General features: G+C 68.0%; 15 protein-coding genes and 1 pseudogene. 11 read left to right on the top strand and 5 right to left on the bottom strand.

Annotated features, from left to right (window positions below):
* Window positions 1-111 precede the first annotated feature (111 nt).
* Complete coding sequence (locus tag AC1DQJ_RS14380) at window positions 112-1,149, bottom strand: isoaspartyl peptidase/L-asparaginase family protein (protein WP_477604423.1); 1,038 nt, start codon at window positions 1,147-1,149, stop codon at window positions 112-114.
* 159 nt (window positions 1,150-1,308) lie between these two features.
* Between AC1DQJ_RS14380 and AC1DQJ_RS14375 the strand changes: the two genes are divergently transcribed.
* From AC1DQJ_RS14375 to AC1DQJ_RS14345, 7 genes and pseudogenes are all read left to right on the top strand, one after another.
* Window positions 1,309-1,887: a YqaA family protein gene (locus AC1DQJ_RS14375; RefSeq protein WP_477604421.1), complete on the top strand. Its 579-nt coding sequence runs from the start codon at window positions 1,309-1,311 to the stop codon at window positions 1,885-1,887.
* Between the two features lie 42 nt (window positions 1,888-1,929).
* A complete protein-coding gene (locus AC1DQJ_RS14370; protein ID WP_477604419.1) occupies window positions 1,930-2,448 on the top strand; it encodes a disulfide bond formation protein B in 519 nt (172 codons plus the stop codon).
* Window positions 2,445-3,008 (top strand): demethoxyubiquinone hydroxylase family protein, encoded by a 564-nt coding sequence (locus AC1DQJ_RS14365; protein ID WP_477604417.1) that lies wholly within the window; start codon window positions 2,445-2,447, stop codon window positions 3,006-3,008. The genes AC1DQJ_RS14370 and AC1DQJ_RS14365 overlap by 4 nt, the downstream gene beginning before the upstream one ends.
* Window positions 3,005-3,649, top strand: coding sequence for a GNAT family N-acetyltransferase (locus AC1DQJ_RS14360; protein ID WP_477604415.1), 645 nt, complete (start codon window positions 3,005-3,007; stop codon window positions 3,647-3,649). The genes AC1DQJ_RS14365 and AC1DQJ_RS14360 overlap by 4 nt, the downstream gene beginning before the upstream one ends.
* Window positions 3,646-3,912, top strand: a complete 267-nt coding sequence (locus tag AC1DQJ_RS14355; RefSeq protein WP_477604413.1) for a DUF1294 domain-containing protein — start codon at window positions 3,646-3,648, stop codon at window positions 3,910-3,912. Before AC1DQJ_RS14360 ends, AC1DQJ_RS14355 begins: the two co-directional genes overlap by 4 nt.
* A gap of 157 nt (window positions 3,913-4,069) precedes the next feature.
* Window positions 4,070-6,631, top strand: a pseudogene (locus tag AC1DQJ_RS14350) (TonB-dependent receptor); the annotation flags it as partial.
* A gap of 12 nt (window positions 6,632-6,643) precedes the next feature.
* Complete coding sequence (locus tag AC1DQJ_RS14345; protein ID WP_477604411.1) at window positions 6,644-7,480, top strand: YncE family protein; 837 nt, start codon at window positions 6,644-6,646, stop codon at window positions 7,478-7,480.
* A gap of 3 nt (window positions 7,481-7,483) precedes the next feature.
* On the opposite strand, the gene AC1DQJ_RS14340 is transcribed toward AC1DQJ_RS14345, so the two are convergent.
* Entirely contained in the window at window positions 7,484-7,690 is a 207-nt protein-coding gene (locus tag AC1DQJ_RS14340; RefSeq protein ID WP_477604409.1) for a hypothetical protein, read from the bottom strand.
* Between the two features lie 181 nt (window positions 7,691-7,871).
* On the opposite strand from AC1DQJ_RS14340, the gene AC1DQJ_RS14335 reads away from it, so the two are divergent.
* Window positions 7,872-8,078, top strand: coding sequence for a hypothetical protein (locus AC1DQJ_RS14335; protein ID WP_477604407.1), 207 nt, complete (start codon window positions 7,872-7,874; stop codon window positions 8,076-8,078).
* A 22-nt stretch (window positions 8,079-8,100) separates the two neighbouring features.
* Here the strand turns inward: AC1DQJ_RS14335 and AC1DQJ_RS14330 are convergent, their stop codons facing one another.
* The gene (locus AC1DQJ_RS14330; RefSeq protein ID WP_477604405.1) at window positions 8,101-9,009 is read right to left on the bottom strand and encodes a DUF481 domain-containing protein; all 909 of its coding nucleotides are present in this window, start codon (window positions 9,007-9,009) and stop codon (window positions 8,101-8,103) included.
* A 294-nt stretch (window positions 9,010-9,303) separates the two neighbouring features.
* On the opposite strand from AC1DQJ_RS14330, the gene AC1DQJ_RS14325 reads away from it, so the two are divergent.
* Window positions 9,304-10,938: an L-serine ammonia-lyase gene (locus tag AC1DQJ_RS14325; RefSeq protein WP_477604403.1), complete on the top strand. Its 1,635-nt coding sequence runs from the start codon at window positions 9,304-9,306 to the stop codon at window positions 10,936-10,938.
* Between the two features lie 4 nt (window positions 10,939-10,942).
* Here the strand turns inward: AC1DQJ_RS14325 and AC1DQJ_RS14320 are convergent, their stop codons facing one another.
* The gene (locus tag AC1DQJ_RS14320) at window positions 10,943-11,503 is read right to left on the bottom strand and encodes an HNH endonuclease (RefSeq protein WP_477604401.1); all 561 of its coding nucleotides are present in this window, start codon (window positions 11,501-11,503) and stop codon (window positions 10,943-10,945) included.
* A 763-nt stretch (window positions 11,504-12,266) separates the two neighbouring features.
* Between AC1DQJ_RS14320 and AC1DQJ_RS14315 the strand changes: the two genes are divergently transcribed.
* Both AC1DQJ_RS14315 and gluQRS read left to right on the top strand, forming a co-directional pair.
* Window positions 12,267-12,896 (top strand): TetR/AcrR family transcriptional regulator, encoded by a 630-nt coding sequence (locus tag AC1DQJ_RS14315; RefSeq protein ID WP_477604399.1) that lies wholly within the window; start codon window positions 12,267-12,269, stop codon window positions 12,894-12,896.
* Between the two features lie 11 nt (window positions 12,897-12,907).
* On the top strand, window positions 12,908-13,753 hold the full coding sequence (gene gluQRS, locus AC1DQJ_RS14310) for a tRNA glutamyl-Q(34) synthetase GluQRS (RefSeq protein ID WP_477604397.1): 846 nt from the start codon (window positions 12,908-12,910) through the stop codon (window positions 13,751-13,753).
* Between the two features lie 180 nt (window positions 13,754-13,933).
* Here the strand turns inward: gluQRS and AC1DQJ_RS14305 are convergent, their stop codons facing one another.
* The gene (locus AC1DQJ_RS14305; RefSeq protein ID WP_477604395.1) at window positions 13,934-15,349 is read right to left on the bottom strand and encodes a protein adenylyltransferase SelO; all 1,416 of its coding nucleotides are present in this window, start codon (window positions 15,347-15,349) and stop codon (window positions 13,934-13,936) included.
* Window positions 15,350-15,451 lie beyond the last annotated feature (102 nt).

Genomic DNA, 15,451 nt, shown 5'->3' with positions numbered 1-15,451 from the left:
GGGGACCGCCCGAAGGGTGGTGGAGGGGGCGAGCCTCAAGCTCCGCGCCCAGTCACGCCCCCTCCCCCGCTTCGCGGTCCCCCTCCCCCATGAATGGGGGAGGAAAAGTTCCTACGGTTCGTCCTTGTAGATGCCCACCGTCACCGGCCGGCCTTCGGCTGCGCTGGCCCGGTACATGCCCGAAGTGTTGTAGCTCCAGGCGATCTGGCCGTCAGGCGCCACGGCGATGATGCCGCCGTCGCCGCCCAGCGCGGTCAGCTTCTTCTGCACCACCTCGTCGGCGGCGGCCTGCAGGCTCATGCCCTTCAGCTCGACCAGGGCGCAGACGTCGCGCGCCACCGTCAGGCGGATGAAGTACTCGCCCGAGCCCGTCGCCGAAACCGCGCAGGAGCTGTTGGAGGCGTAGGTGCCAGCGCCGATGATCGGCGAGTCGCCGACCCGGCCCCAGCGCTTGCCGGTCATGCCGCCGGTGGAGGTGCCGGCCGCGACGTTGCCGTGGCTGTCCAGGGCGACGACGCCGACAGTGCCGTGCTTGCCCTCGTCGTGGGCCAGGCCGTTGGCCGGGTCGGGCTGGTCGGAGCCGGCCGGCTTGGCCGGGATCGGCAGGTTGTTGGCCTTCAGGAAGTTCTCGAGGCTCTTCCAACGCCGCTCGGTGTAGAAATAGCTCGGGTCGACCTGCTCCAGCCCCTGGCTCTTGGAGAAGGCGTCGGCCCCAGTCCCGATCATCATGACGTGCGGCGACTTCTCCATCACCGCGCGGGCCAGTGAGATCGGGTGGCGCGTGCGGGTGACGCCGGCCACCGCGCCGGCGGCCAGGGTCTTGCCGTCCATGATCGCCGAATCCAGCTCGTTGCGGCCCTCGGCGGTAAAGACCGCGCCGCGGCCGGCGTTGAACAGCGGATCGTCCTCCAGCAGGTGGATCGTCGCCTCGATGGCGTCCAGCGCCGTGCCGCCGTCCTTCAGCACCTCGGCGCCGACCTCTGTCACCTTGGTCATGGCCGCGCGATAGGCTTTTTCCTGCTCAGGCGTCAGCTGGCTGCGCTCGATCACCCCGGCGCCGCCATGCACGACGATGGCCCATTTGGGGGCGGCTTGAACTTGATTGGTCATAAGCAACACGATCGCAGCGGCAAGAGTGAGGACGCGCATCGTCCCTCCTTGAAAGGTTTGGGCGAGCTAGGCGGAATTCTTAGAAGCATGTCCCGGCGGGGGCCGGTTCACGCGCATGGCATTGCCTCAGAGGGCGAGCGGAGACAAGCGCCGTCTCGCCTGCTAGCTAGGCTTTCAGCAGCCTCAAGCCGGATCATCATGTTTCGCAAAATGTACGACTGGGTCATGGGACTGGCCGGCTCGCGCCACGCCCCAGTCGGCCTGGCGGCCGTGTCCTTCGCCGAGAGTTCGTTCTTCCCAATCCCGCCCGACGTGATGCTGGCGCCGATGGTGCTGGCCAGGCCCGACCGCGCCTTCGTCTATGCCGGCATCTGCACGGCCGCCTCGGTGGTCGGCGGCCTGCTCGGCTATGCGATCGGCTTCTATCTCGAACCGGTCGGCATGTGGCTGCTGAGCCTGATGGGCCACCCCGACGGCAAGGCGGCGTTCGAGAAGTGGTTCGCCGACTGGGGGCTGTGGGTCATCCTGATCAAGGGCGCGACCCCGATCCCCTACAAGCTGGTGACGATCACCGCAGGCCTGGCCCAGTTCTCGCTGGTCACCTTCATCTGGGCCTCGATCCTGACCCGCGGCCTGCGCTTCTTCGCGGTCGCCGCGATCCTCAAGTACTTCGGCCCCGCCATGCTGGCCGAGTTCGAGAAGCGGATGGCGCTCTATGGCACGCTGGCCATCCTCGCCCTCGTGGCCCTGGTGGTCGTGTTCAAGCTGCTGACCTAACCCTCTTGGGATGGCGAAGCTTTTGAGGTCATATCCCCGTCGATGAGTGCGTTCCTTCGCCCCTTCCTCGAGCGCTGGCGCCTGTGGGCGCTGATCTCCTCGCTGTTGATGCTGGCCATCGCTCACGGCTTCCAGACATTCGGCGGCCTGGCGCCCTGCATGCTCTGCCTGCGCGCCCGTGAGATCTATTGGACCGCGGCCGGGGTCGCCCTGGTCGGCATGTTCGTCGTGCGCATGCGCGGCGGCCAGCGCTGGCGCTGGGTTTTCGACGCCGTCCTGGCCCTGATCTTCGCGGCCGGGGTCGCCCTGGCGGTCTATCACGCCGGCGCCGAGTGGAAGTTCTGGCCCGGCCCTACCGCCTGCGGCGGCGGTGGCGGCGGCGTCAGCGCGGCGCAGATGGCCGACCTTCTGGAAGGCGCCAAGATCCGGCCGCCGGCCTGCGACGAGGCCGCTTGGGTGTTCCTGGGCCTCTCCATGGCCGGGTGGAACGCGCTGATCTCGCTGAAGCTGACCATCCTCAGCCTGCTGGCGATCCGCCACGAGAAAAGGAAGGCGTCATGACCGGCAAACCGATCCCGCCCCGACCCGGCGTCGGCGCCATGAGCGCGCGTCTGGCCGAGATCCTGCGCGTCGACCACGCCGGCGAACTGGGCGCCGTGCACATCTATCGCGGCCAGCGCGCCGTCTTCGCCCAGGCCAAGGGCCGCGAGAAGATCACCGCCGACCTCACCGAGATGGAGGGCCACGAGGCCGTCCATCTGGCTCGCTTCGACAAGTTGCTGAATGAGGGCAAGGTTCGGCCGACGGCTATGGCGCCGCTCTGGCGCGTCGCCGGCTTCGCCCTGGGCGCCGGCACCGCCCTGCTGGGCGAGAAGGCGGCCCACGCTTGCACCGAGGCGGTCGAGGACGTGATCGAGAAGCACTATGCCGGCCAGATCGCCGAGCTCGAGGGCCGCGATCCGGAGCTGGCGGCCGAGCTCTCCAAATTCCGCGACGAGGAGCTCGCCCACCGCGACCACGCGCTCAGCGAGGGCGCGCAGGAAGCGCCAGGCTACCCGGTCCTGGCCGCGGTGATCCGCGCGGGCTGCCGCGCCGCCATCAAGATCAGTGAAAAGCTGTGACGAAGGACGAGATCACCGCGCTGCGCCGAGCCGCCGAGACCCCGGTCCTGGCCGGAGCGGACGATGCGGCGCAGGTGGCGAACGACCTCTCGGCCTCCTTCTCCACCGACCCGGTGTTCAACTGGTTCCTGCGCGCCGACGCCCGGCACGACTCCGCGCGGCTGAAGCTGTTTCACCTGCTGATCGCCATGGGCCTGGCCGACGGGGAGATCTTCCGCCCGGCCACAGGCGGCGCGGCCTCGATCTGGCTGCCGTCCGAGAGCCTCGGCCCGGCCCCGTTCCTGCAGGAACTGCGGGTGCTGCCGACCATCCTGCAGGCCACCGGCTTCGCGCGTCTGGGCCGGATGTCGGCCATGCGCTCGATGATGGACAGCCACCATCCCAAGAGCCCGCCCCACGCCTATCTCTGGTTCCTGGGCGTCCGGCCCGAAGCGCAGGGGCTCGGCGTCGGATCGCGGCTGCTGGCCCACGGCCTGGCCCGCGTCGACGCCCAGGGGCTGCCCGCCTATCTGGAATCCTCCAACGAGGCCAACGTGCCGCTCTATCGTCGGCACGGCTTCGAGGTGGTCGAGGTGCTGAAGGCCAAGCCTGACGCCCCGCAGATGTGGGCCATGTGGCGCGAGGCTCAGACCCCGGATTGAACCTGCCGCTCGTCCTTCTGCTGGCGGTCAATCTGGCCGCCTTCCTCGCCATGGGCTGGGACAAGGACCGCGCCCGCCGCGGCCAGCGCCGGATCCCGGAGAGCACCCTGCTGACCCTGGCGGCGATTGGCGGATCGGTCGGCGCAGTCGCCGCCCAGCAGGCGTTCCGCCACAAGACCCGCAAGCAGCCGTTCGCTAGCCGGCTGCTGACCATCGTCGCCCTGCAGGCGATCTTGGCGAGCGGCGCCTTCTTCTTGATCTAACCCCGCCCCCTGAAGCTGTCACGCTCTCCCGGTTTCGCAATCGGTTCACCCAAGCGTCACCGCACTGTCGTGCGCGCTCCCTAGTGCTCCGCCCGCTTTTCTCAGTTCGGGGGTACATATGTCCTATCTTCCTAAAGTCGCCGGCGGCGTCGCCTTTCTGCTGGCCAGCACCGCGCTGACCGCTCCAGCCTTCGCCCAGGTCGACGACGCCGGCGCTGGCGACGCGGCGGTCGAGGAGTTCATCGTCACCGGCCAGCGCGAAGCCCAACGCGCCGCCATCGCCGTGAAGCGCGAGGCCTTCGTGGTCGCCGACGTGGTCTCCGCCGACGACATCGGCAAGCTCCCGGACCACAACACCGCCGCCGCCCTGCGCCGCATCCCCGGCATCTCGGTGATGGAAGACCAAGGCGAGCCGCGTTTCCCGGTGATCCGCGGCCTGCGCTCCACCTACAACCGCACCACCATCGACGGCGCGCTGGTCGCCTCGGTCGACGAGAGCGGCCGCACCGTGCCGATGGACATCGTCCCCTCGGTGATGGCCGGCCGCCTGGAAGTCATCAAGACCGTCACCCCTGAGCATGACGGCAACGCAATTGGCGGCGTCATCAACGTCACCACCCGCAGCGCCTTCGACATGGGCCGCCCGTTCTTCAACGGCATGGCCTCCTACGGCGATTACGAGCGCAGCGGCGGCGTGCGCAACGACAAGCCGTCCTACCGCCTGGCCTTCGCCACCGGCACGACCTTCGGCGACCAGGACCAGTGGGGCGTGGTGATCGGCGCCTCGCACGAGCAGCTCGACTACGACATCCCGCAGGTGGAGTCGCAGGACCCCTCGGTGCGCGAATACACCGCCGCCGGCGCGCCGGTGGCCTCGGGCGCGCCGACCGGCAACGGCATCCAGGTGCCGACCTACAGCCGGCTGTTCTGGTACAACAACACCAAGCAGCGCAGCGGCGTGAACGCCAAGATCGAGTACCACCCCACCGACACCTTCCGCTGGGAAGCCGCCGGCCTGTTCGCCAAGATGGAAGACGACGAGGAGCGCATCGAGTTCCGCATCGAGCCGCTCGGCAATGTCGCCAGCCAAACCCCGACCAGCGGCTTCTTCGCCCGCGGCCGCGGCGTCATCCAGCTGAACCAGCCGATCACCAAGCGCGAGATCGGCCTGGCCCGCAGCGAGTTCGAGTGGAGCTTCGCCCCGCAATGGACGCTCAGCGGCGACCTCGTCTACTCCCAGGCCGGGCTGGAAGTCCCCAACCACTCGGTCGAGTTCCGCACCGTCGACGCCCAGGGCGCCAACTACGCGTTCAACTATGACACCACCAACCCGCTGTTCCCGGCGTTCACCCCGGTCAATGACGCGGCCATGCGCAACCCGGCCAACTACCTGCTGCAACAGCACCGCGACGCCCTGACCGAGACGGACGAGAAGACCGGCCAGGCCCGCTTCGACCTGGCCTACGACCAGGGCGAAAACCTGAAGGCCAAGTTCGGCGGCCTGCTGCGCTCGACCAAGCGCGAGTACAACTCCAGCCAGATCAACTATCGAGCCGGCTCGGGCTTCGTCTACACCCTGGCCGAGGTCGACGTGCCCGGCCCGACCGAGCTGATCGCCGACCGCTACCTGGTGAACCCGCGCATCGGCGCGGCCGAAGCCATGGCCTTCTTCAACGCCAACCGCAGCCGCTTCACCACCACCGTCACCGCCCCGACCGGCGACTACGAGGTCCAGGAGGACATCTACGCCGCCTACGCCCAGGCCAGCTACAGCTGGGGCGACTTCACCCTGCTCGGCGGCCTTCGCTACGAGCAGACCGAGGTGGAGTCCGACGCGGTGCGCTCGACCGCCGGCGCGCTGACCCCGGTCAGCAATTCCGGGTCCTACGGCAATTGGCTGCCCAGCCTGCACCTGGAGTGGAAGCCGACCGACGACATCATCGTCCGCGCCGCCTGGACCAACACCATCGGCCGCCCGGACTACGGCTCGCTGGCCGCCACCGAGAACCTCAGCTTCGACGGCAGCCAACCGACCCTGTCGCGCGGCAATCCGGGCCTGAAGGCGCGCGAAAGCCGCGGCTTCGACGTGTCGTTCGAGTACTATCCGACCGACGGCATGATCTCGCTGGCCTTGTTCACCAAGGACATCGAGAACGAGATCTTCACCCTGTCCTCGACCGAGACCCTCGACGTCGGCCGCGGCCCCGAGAGCGTGCTGATCTCCACCCCGCGCAACGCGCAAAGCGCCAAGATCAACGGCGTGGAGTTCGCGGTGCAGCAGGCCTTCACCTTCCTGCCCGCGCCCTTCGACGGCTTCGGCTTCAACGGCAACGTCACCTGGCTGGACACCGAGTTCACCTTCCTGACCTCGGCCGGGCCGCGCGTCACCGGCCTGTTCCAGCAGCCGGAGATCACCACCAACGAGTCGATCTACTACCAGCGCGGCCCGTTCGAAGGCCGGGTCTCGCACAACTACATCGGCGGCCAGCTGGAGACGATCAACGACGCCAACCCCAATTCCGACCAGTACTGGAAGGGCCGCCACGTGTTCGACGCCAGCGTCTCCTTGCGCTTCACCGATTACCTGACCGTCTTCGCGGAAGGGCAGAACCTCTCCAACACCGGCCGCCAGGAAGTCACCGGCCCCGGCCGCCGCTATCTGCAGGAGTGGGCCAACTACGGCCGCACCTACTGGATCGGCGCGGCGGTGAACTTCTAGGGAGCGACAGCCATGATCCGCTCGCTGATCCTCGCCGGGGCGCTTGTCGCCTCGGCTCCCATCGCGGCCTGCGCCCAGGAGGAGCCAGCGCCTGCGCCCGCGCCGTCGCGCACGGCCGAGGTCCTGCGCCGCCATCCGGCCCCGGAAGCGCGCCAGGGCGTGGCGGTGGACGCCCGGCACGTCTACGCCGTCGCCAACTCCACCATCGCCAAGTACGACAAGAAGACCGGCGCCAAGCTCGCCGAGTGGAAGGGCGATCCGGCCCGCTATCCGCACATCAACTCCTGCGCGGTGATCGGCAAGGAACTGGTCTGCGCCAGCTCCAACTTCCCGTCGGTCCCGCACTGGAGCGCGGTCGAGTTCTTCGACCCTGCCACCATGACCCACCTGCGCACTGTCGCCCTCGGCCAGGGGGGCGGCTCGATCACCTGGATCGACCGCAAGGACGGCGCCTGGTGGGCGGCCTTCGCCAACTATGACGGCAAGGGCGGCGAGGCCCCGCGCGACCACCGCAACACGGTCCTGGTCCGCTTCGACGACGAGTGGCGCCAGACGCAGAGCTGGAGCTTCCCGCAGTCCGTCCTCGACCGTATCAAGCCGATGAGCTCCTCGGGCGGCGGCTGGGGGCCGGACGGCAAGCTCTACATCACCGGCCACGACCACCCGGAACTCTACGTCCTGGCCCTGCCGACCCAGGGCGGCGCGGTGCTCGACCACCTCGACACCATCGGGGTGGCCACCGAAGGCCAGGCCATCGACTGGGACGAGAGCGACAGCGGCGTGCTCTACGGCATCAGCCGCAAGGTCCGCGAGATGGTGGCCATGCAGGTCCTGCCGGCCAGGAAATAGGCGTCAGCGCTGCGCCGCTGGGACTTCTCCCGGCGGCGCGCCCGTCACCGGATCCGCGGTTTCCTTAGGACTGGTCAGGAACACCACCACGAACACCGCCAGCGCCAGGGCGACGATCCACAGCAATGCCCGATGTCCTTCCAGCCGCGAGCGGGGCCGCGGCTGCGCCTCGTCCGTCGACCGCGTCTGCGTGTTTCGGGCCTGGGCCATGGCTTCCTCCGCACAGCCAACCATCGTCGCTGCGCAGAGTTCCGCCTCGATCAAAACCAGCGCTCCGGTTCGGGGCTCTGGCAGCCGCCGAATATCGGCGTTTCCGACATAAATCTTGACCCGGGTATGTCGGATGCCCGACCAACCCCGCCACCTTCAGCATGGGGCGGAGAATTTGCAGGTGCATCTTCCGAACGATCCGGAACTTGAGCTTCAGCAGCTCCGGTCGACGGTCTTCGTCCTTTCGGTCGCCCTGGCCTGCGCCACCCAACCGGGCGGTCAGGCCCTGCTGCGTCAGGCGTGGCGCCTGCTCCGTCCGCCGATTTCCGACGCGGAACTGGACCGCATCGCTGCAACCTGGGAACTGGAGCCGAAGGCCGCCGGCTAGCCGCGAAGGGCGCTCGGCCGAACTAGAAATTGTAGAGGATCGTCGCCCGCGTTGTGGTGTCGGTGTTCTCACGGCCCTGCGGCGGATCCTGCTCGTGGCGCAGTTCGTAGGAAGCCCGAGCCGAGAGATTCCCCTCCAGCTTGGTCGTCAGCGCCGTCGTGGCCAGCACCGTCGAATTTATCGTGTCGAGATAGGTCACCAGGCTCTGGCTGAATTCCAGGCGCGGCGTGGGCTGCCACTTCAGATAGCCCGCCAGTCGCGCCGCCACCGTCGCTTCGAACCCCGTCACCACATAGTCGGACTGGCGCAGCGCGGGACCGGCCTCGACGTTCAGCGTGAGGTTGGGCGCCTTGATCAGCCGGTAGCCCAGGCCGACGCCTTCCGAGAAGCGGTAGTTGTGGCCCGCAAAGCGGTCGCGCTCGGCCCAAAGTATGCCGCCGGCATAGAGGCGCGGGCCGAGGTTTCGGATGATCCCGTAGGTCGCGAAGTAGCGGTCCGTCGTCGTCTTATCGTCCTCGCTCTTGAAGTTGACCGAGAGATTGACGTCGTGCTCCCACTTCAGAGACTTCCTTTCGAGCTGGACCGCAGCGGTGACGCCATAGTCCTCGGTGTTGCCGGTTGAGATCGATCCGCCGACCTCGCCCTTGCCGGTCCATCCGCTGAAGAACCCCTGGCTGGCGACCTGCTCGGCCTTTTCGACCTTCACCTGCGCCGTCAGCGCCGCCACCTGCGCGTCGATCTCGGCGGCGGCGTCTGGATTGGCCTTCTTGGCCGCCTTCGCCACCGCCTTCAGGGTGCTCGGGTCGTCCGCCGCGGCGTCGAGGATGTCAGCGACCGCCTGCGGAACCGGCGCGGCATGCGCCGCCGCCAACGGGATCAGCGTCAGCAAACTCGCGAACAGCGGGATGGAAAGCTCTTGCACCACGGCCATGACTTAGGGCTGCCCGGTCAGCACGGGTCCGGCCTTACAGTAGCCGCAGCCCCCATACCGCATATCCGGTGAAGGCCTGAGGCGCTGCCGCGTAAGGCCTCAGCTGAAGGCTGCGCGCCCCTCCAGGCCCCGTATTGTGCGGGTCGCCCCCCCAGGGCGCCGGGTATTATACCCGATACCCGGCTCGAGCCGGCGGCGCCAAGATTCCACCGTGGGCGCGTCGCGACGACACCTCTGCGATGGCGACACAACTGCGGTCAGGACCGGCCGCCCGCTCCGTCAGGGACAGATTCGATGAACATCGACACGACAGGCCAGATCGTTCCCTCGCTCGACTGCATCGACCCAGCAGACCAGGGCATCGTTCCCTCGCTGGACTTTTCCGAGCCGCCACCTGGCTCGGACCGGCGCGCTTTCATGATGCGAAGCAGTCTCGCCTTGGCCATTGCGGCGCTCACCGGCTGCAAGCCGGCCGACATCAGCAAGACGCCCGCCAAGGCGCCAGCGGCCGGGACCGCAGTGACGCTCGATCCGAAGCTGAACGTCGTCGCCAGGTCCAAGGGCCCCGTCATCACCACGATAGACGAGTTCTACAAGGTCGGGCCCGGTCCCTCCTCGTCGCACACGATCGGACCGATGCGGATCACCTACGACTTCTATCAGCGCTGCACCAAGCTGCCTGCGGACGTCCTGGCCCAGGCCACCGCGATGAAGGTGAACCTGTTCGGCAGCCTGAGCGCCACCGGCAAGGGCCATGGGACCGAGCGCGCGTCGCTGGCCGGTCTCGTCGGCAAGGAGCCGGCCACCGTCGATCCCGCCTTCCTGGACGGCTTGGCGGCCAATCCGAACCAGGTGTTTCCCATGAAGCTGGGAACCTCGTCCTTCAACGTCTCGCTGAAGGACGTCGTCTACGACGCCCCGAAGGGCGATTTCCCGCACCCCAACACCATGACCTGCAGGCTGATGGGCGGGGACAAGGTGCTGCTGGAGCAAGAGTACTACTCCGTCGGCGGCGGCTTCATCGAATGGAAGGGCTACATTCCGCCCAAGAAGGGCGCGCCCAAGTACCCCTATCAGACGGTCAAGGAAGTCCTCGACTACTGCAAGCGGGACAAGATCTCCATCGCCCAGCTGGCCATGGCCAACGAGATCGCCGTCTCGGGCAAGAGCGAGGCGGAGATCAACGCCTTCTGCGACAAGATTCTGGGCGCGATGCGCGCGACGGTGAAGACCGGCCTGGCGGCGCCGACCTCGACCCTGCCGGGGCCGATAAAGCTCAAGACCAAGGCGCACGACGTCTACGAGAGCGCCCAATTGCAGGAGGGGGTCGCGCGCAAGGCGATCGGCCTCGTCTCAGCCTACGCGTTGGCGGGATCGGAGGAGAACGCCCGCGGCCACCTGGTGATCACCGCGCCCACCGGCGGCTCGGCCGGCGTCATGCCATCGGTCATCGTCTCCCTCGGGCCGGACGGCGCGAAGCTGCCGGAAGACAAGATCCGCGAGGGCCTGATGACCGCCGCGGTGATCGGCTACCTGTGCAAGCACAACGCCACGCTGTCGGCCGCCGAAGGCGGGTGCCAGGCGGAAATCGGCGTGGCCTCGGCCATGGGCGCAGCGGCCATCGCGGAGGCATATGGCGAGCCGCCTCAGGTGGCGGCCAATGCCGCTGAGGGCGCGCTCGAGCATCACCTGGGCATGACCTGCGATCCGGTGGCCGGCTTCGTTCAGATCCCCTGCATCGAGCGCTGCGCCTTTGGTGCGGTGAAATCCTGGACAGGCTACCTGATCGCCGCGAACGAGGTCCCGGTGAACCGCCGGATGGACTTCGACAGCACCGTGACCGCCATGGCGCTGACCGCCAAGGAGATGAACTCGAAGTACAAGGAAACCTCGGAAGGCGGGCTGGCGGTTTCCGTCACCCTCTGCTGAGGCCCTAGGCCTCCAGCTCGATGTCCCAGTAGAGGTAGTCGAGCCAGCTCTTGTGCAGGTGGTGCGGCGGGAACTTGCGGCCGCGCTCCTGCAGCTCGTGGGCGCTGGGCCGCCGTGGCTTGTGGAACGGGTGCATGTGCGCCTCGTGCGGCGTGCGCCCGCCCTTCATCAGATTGCAGCGCGCGCAGGCGGTGACGATGTTTTCCCAGGTCGTGCGGCCGCCGCGCGAACGCGGCACCACATGGTCGAAGGTCAGGTCGTCGCTCACCGAGCAGTACTGGCAGGTGAAGGCGTCGCGCAGGAACAGATTGAAGCGGGTGAAGGCCGGCGGCCGGTCCTGCGGCACATAGTGCTTGAGCGACACGACGCTCGGCAGGCGCATCGCGAACGATGGCGAATGGACTTCCTGGTCGTAGGTCGAGACCACGTCGACGCGGTCGAGGAACACCGCCTTGATCACCTCCTGCCACGGCCAGAGGGACAGCGGATAGTAGCTGAGCGGACGGAAGTCGGCGTTCAGCACAAGGCAGGGCCAGCCGGACGGCGGGTGGTTAAGCACCTGCATGGTCGGCCCTCCGGGGGAGCTCAAAAGCTCCTATGTCGTACGCGTAGAGACTGAAGACAGGCCCCCTTTCGCGATCCGAACGCTCGGCGAATCGCCCGCAAGGGGAATTCCCGTAGCCTGGGAATTATAGGTCAGATTCTAAGACAGCTCCATGAAATGAAGCTCGGCGTCCCGTCCGGGCGGCGGTGGGGCCCGGACGGGCGCGCTCTTTGAGCACTAGGCGCCCACGACGGCGGTGGCGCCAGCCAGGCTCAGGCTGATGAAGACAAACGCGACGGCGACGGTGGCGTCGAAGAAGCGGCCGAGTTGGGTCAGGGCAGACATGATTTGAATTCCTTTGGCTTTGTCCGGTGCGACACCTCGCCGCTCCATCTGGACAATGCTTAGATAGCCACCCATCTAAGCGATGTACAGATAAATTTTACAATGTAAGTCATGCGGAAATGCATGGGCCGCTTCGGGAACAAAAAAGGGGGCCGAACCCGGCCCCCTTCAGAACTGAAATTGCGTCGGCTGTTACGCGCCGACGGCGACCGTGGCGGCCGCCAGGCTGATGCTCAGCGCGATCAGGACGACGGGAGCGAAACGGTCGAAGAGCCGTTCGAAATGGGTCAAACGAGCGAGAGACATAACACACACCTTTCAAGTTTGGCCCTCGGGGGAGCGAGGGCATGTCTTATTTGAACGGTGCTAAGATAACAGTGATCTGAACGGCGTCAAGATGATCTTTACGGCGTCTAGATTCAGATTTAGAGTGAACGCCATGAGAGAAGCTACAGCCGCCGAAGCCCGGCCTTATCACCACGGCGATCTACGCCGCGCGCTGATCGACGCCGCCCGCCGGCTGCTCGAGACCGAAGGCCCGACCGCGCTGTCGCTGCGCGCCGTGGCCCGCGAAGCCGGGGTCAGCCCGGCCGCCCCCTATCACCACTTCAAGGACAAGGGCGAACTGCTCGACGCCGTGGCGCACGAGGGCTGGGATCTGCTCAACGAGCAGATGACGGCCGCCCGCGCCAGCCAGACCTCCGTGCGCGGCAAGCTGACCTCGCTCGGCGTCGCCTACGTCCGCTTCGCCCGCGACAACCCGGCGCTCTACCGCGTGATGTACGATTGCTCGCGCGACAAGGAGAGCCTGCCCGATCACGTCCACGCCGCCAACGACAGCGCCTATTGCCAGGTCCGCGACACCCTCATCGAGGCGGGCGGCGGCCCGATGGACGAACAGGAACTGGAACTGGCCACCACCGCCGCCTGGTGCGCGGCCCATGGCCTGGCCGAGATGTTCGCCTTCAAGCAGTTCGACCATCTGAAGGACTCGCTGGGCGGCGACGACGCCTTCCTGCGCGGGGTGTTCGAACACATGGGCATTTTCGCCGGGCGCGGGCACGACTAAAAGCTGACCGGGTGATCGTCACCCGCTTCGCCCCCTCGCCGACCGGCTACCTGCACCGCGGCCACGCGTTCTCGGCCCTGACCGCCTATGAGGCCGCGCGCGCCGCCGGCGGCCGCTTCATCCTGCGCATCGAAGACATCGACATCACCCGCAGCCGCCCGGAGTTCGAGGCAGCGATCTACGAGGACCTGGCCTGGCTGGGCCTGGAGTGGGAGACGCCGGTCCGCCGCCAGTCAGAGCGTCTCGACGACTATCAGGCCGCGCTGGCCGCCCTCACCGCCGACCACCTCACCTATCGCTGCTTCAGAACCCGCAAGGAGATGGCGCAGGCCGCCGCCAGCGCGCCGCACGGCGCGGTCGAGCCGTTCCGCAGCGGTCCGCTGCCTGCCGAGGAGGAGGCCGCCCGCCTCGCCGCCGGCGATCCCTTCGCCTGGCGCCTGTCGCTCGACGCCGCCGAACAGGCGCTGGCCGGACGTGGCTTGAGCTTCGTCGAGGAAGGCGCCGGCCCGAACGGCGAGCACGGGACGATCCCCGCCGACCCGGCCCTCTCCGGCGGCGACGTGGTGCTCTCGCGCAAGGATGTCGGCGTCGCCTACCACCTGGCCGTGGTGATCGACGACGCCCTGCAGGGCGTGACCCACGTGATCCGCGGCGCCGACCTGTTCGAAGCCACCCACGTGCAGCGCCTGTTGCAGGCCCTGCTCGACCTGCCCACCCCGATCTATCGCCACCACCGGCTGCTCACCGGACCTGACGGCAAGCGCTACGCCAAGCGCGACCACGCCGAGACCCTTCGCGACCTGCGCGCGCGCGCGGTCACCCCGCAGCAGCTTCGCCAGGAGCTGGGTTTTGGCTGAGGCGGCGCAGGCCGCGCCGCGCCAGGGCAAGGCAAAGACTTAGTTGCTCCCCCTCTGGGGGAGCTGTCAGCCGCATGGCTGACTGCGGGGGACTTTGACTCACGCCGAACCCCCTCCGTCTCGCCGCTGTGCGGCGATCCACCTCCCCCAAGAGGGGAGGAACTATTGCCCCTACCGCCTTCAGCTCAGGTCGTAGGCCGTTCGCGCCGTGTCGATCGCCGCCAGCTTGGCGTGGAAGGCGGTCCAGTCGTCGCGCTCGGCGATGGCCGTCCAGATCGCCTCGATCTCGTCGATCAGCAGCTCCTCCGGCTCGGCGCGCGCAAAGTACGGATCGGTGAGCCGTTCCGGCCGCTGCGGCTTCATCGCCTTGTGCAGCGTGCGGAACGTCTCGAACGCCTCGCTGGCGTAGATGTCGGCCCGCGGACTGGCCAGAGCCCGGGCCTCGTCGCCGCAGAACCAGTCGAAGAAGAACGGCTCCCAGCGCAGGCGATCGCCGCCCTCCGCAATGGCCCGGAACGTGGCGTTGACGAAGGCGACCTCGGCCTCGGGGTCCGCCCGCCGCAGGCCCAGCCGGCTCAGCATCGCCGCCGCCAGTTCGCCCCGATAGGCCGGCCCGAAGCCGTTGAGCGCGGCGACCAGCGCCTCCTGGTCGCTCACCTGCGCCAGGCAGCCGGCCAGCTGCTGCAGGTTCCAGAACACGCTCTCCGGCTGGCGGCCGAAACTGTAGAGCCCGGCGCTGTCGAAATAGGCGGCGGTGAAGTTCGGGTCGTTGTGCGGCAGGAAGCGGTAGGGCCCGTAGTCGAAGCTCTCGCCGGTAATGTTCATGTTGTCGGTGTTCAGCACCCCGTGCACGAAGCCCGCGGCCATCCAGCGCGCCGTCAGCCGCGCCGCGCGCGCCGTCACCGCCTCCAGCAGCGCCGCGCCCTTGTCCGGCGCATTGTCCAGCTCCGGGTAGTAGAGCTCGACCACATGGTCGACCAGCCGGCCGAGCGCCTCGGCGTTCTCGAAGAACGCCTGCCGCTGGAAGGTCCCGAAGCGGATGTGGCTATGCGACAGCCGCACCAGCACCGAGGAGCGGGTCGGGCTCGGCTCGTCGCCGCGGGTCAGCTGCTCGCCGGTCTCGATCAGCGAGAACGAGCGCGAGGTCGGCACGCCCAGCGCCTCCAGCATGGCGGTGGCCAGCACCTCGCGCACCCCGCCCTTCAGGGTCAGGCGGCCATCCCCGGCCCGCGACCAGGGCGTCTGGCCCGAGCCCTTGGTGCCCAGCTCCAGCAGCCGGCCGGCGCCCGCCTCGCGCATCTGCGCGAAGGTGAAGCCGCGCCCGTCGCCGAGGTCGGGGTTGTAAACGCGAAACTGGTGGCCGTGATAGCGTAAGGCCAGCGGCTGGTCGGGCTGGCCCGGCAACGGTTGGAAGCGGCCGAAGTGGGCGATCCATTCCTCGTCGGACAGATTGGCCAGTCCGACGCTCCCCGCCGCCCGGTCGTTGCGGAACCGCAGCAGGGTCATCGGGAAGTCCGCCGCCGCCACCGGATCGGCGAATTCGCCCCCCAGCTCCTGGATGTGCGGCTCTGGGCGGTAGTCGGGCGAGACGGGCATGTCTCCAGATGGCCCAGGCGCGCGGCGCCGACAAGCGGCGATCGCCGGTCGATCACAAGCCCGCCAGCAACGCTCGATTGACGTGCTCAGCGCGCGCCGCCC

Source organism: Phenylobacterium sp. P4_E10, from assembly GCF_056401675.1.
Note: the sequence above shows the minus strand (reverse complement) of the source record. Positions and strands in the feature narration are given on the sequence as shown.

What these genes read in the sequence shown, in the direction of transcription:
- AC1DQJ_RS14380 (WP_477604423.1), bottom strand. Translation starts at nt 1,149, where the DNA reads ATGCGCGTCCTCACTCTTGCCGCTGCGATCGTGTTGCTTATGACCAAT.
- AC1DQJ_RS14375 (WP_477604421.1), top strand. Translation starts at nt 1,309, where the DNA reads ATGTTTCGCAAAATGTACGACTGGGTCATGGGACTGGCCGGCTCGCGC.
- AC1DQJ_RS14370 (WP_477604419.1), top strand. Translation starts at nt 1,930, where the DNA reads ATGAGTGCGTTCCTTCGCCCCTTCCTCGAGCGCTGGCGCCTGTGGGCG.
- AC1DQJ_RS14365 (WP_477604417.1), top strand. Translation starts at nt 2,445, where the DNA reads ATGACCGGCAAACCGATCCCGCCCCGACCCGGCGTCGGCGCCATGAGC.
- AC1DQJ_RS14345 (WP_477604411.1), top strand. Translation starts at nt 6,644, where the DNA reads ATGATCCGCTCGCTGATCCTCGCCGGGGCGCTTGTCGCCTCGGCTCCC.
- AC1DQJ_RS14340 (WP_477604409.1), bottom strand. Translation starts at nt 7,690, where the DNA reads ATGGCCCAGGCCCGAAACACGCAGACGCGGTCGACGGACGAGGCGCAG.
- AC1DQJ_RS14330 (WP_477604405.1), bottom strand. Translation starts at nt 9,009, where the DNA reads ATGGCCGTGGTGCAAGAGCTTTCCATCCCGCTGTTCGCGAGTTTGCTG.
- AC1DQJ_RS14325 (WP_477604403.1), top strand. Translation starts at nt 9,304, where the DNA reads ATGAACATCGACACGACAGGCCAGATCGTTCCCTCGCTCGACTGCATC.
- AC1DQJ_RS14320 (WP_477604401.1), bottom strand. Translation starts at nt 11,503, where the DNA reads ATGCAGGTGCTTAACCACCCGCCGTCCGGCTGGCCCTGCCTTGTGCTG.
- AC1DQJ_RS14315 (WP_477604399.1), top strand. Translation starts at nt 12,267, where the DNA reads ATGAGAGAAGCTACAGCCGCCGAAGCCCGGCCTTATCACCACGGCGAT.
- AC1DQJ_RS14305 (WP_477604395.1), bottom strand. Translation starts at nt 15,349, where the DNA reads ATGCCCGTCTCGCCCGACTACCGCCCAGAGCCGCACATCCAGGAGCTG.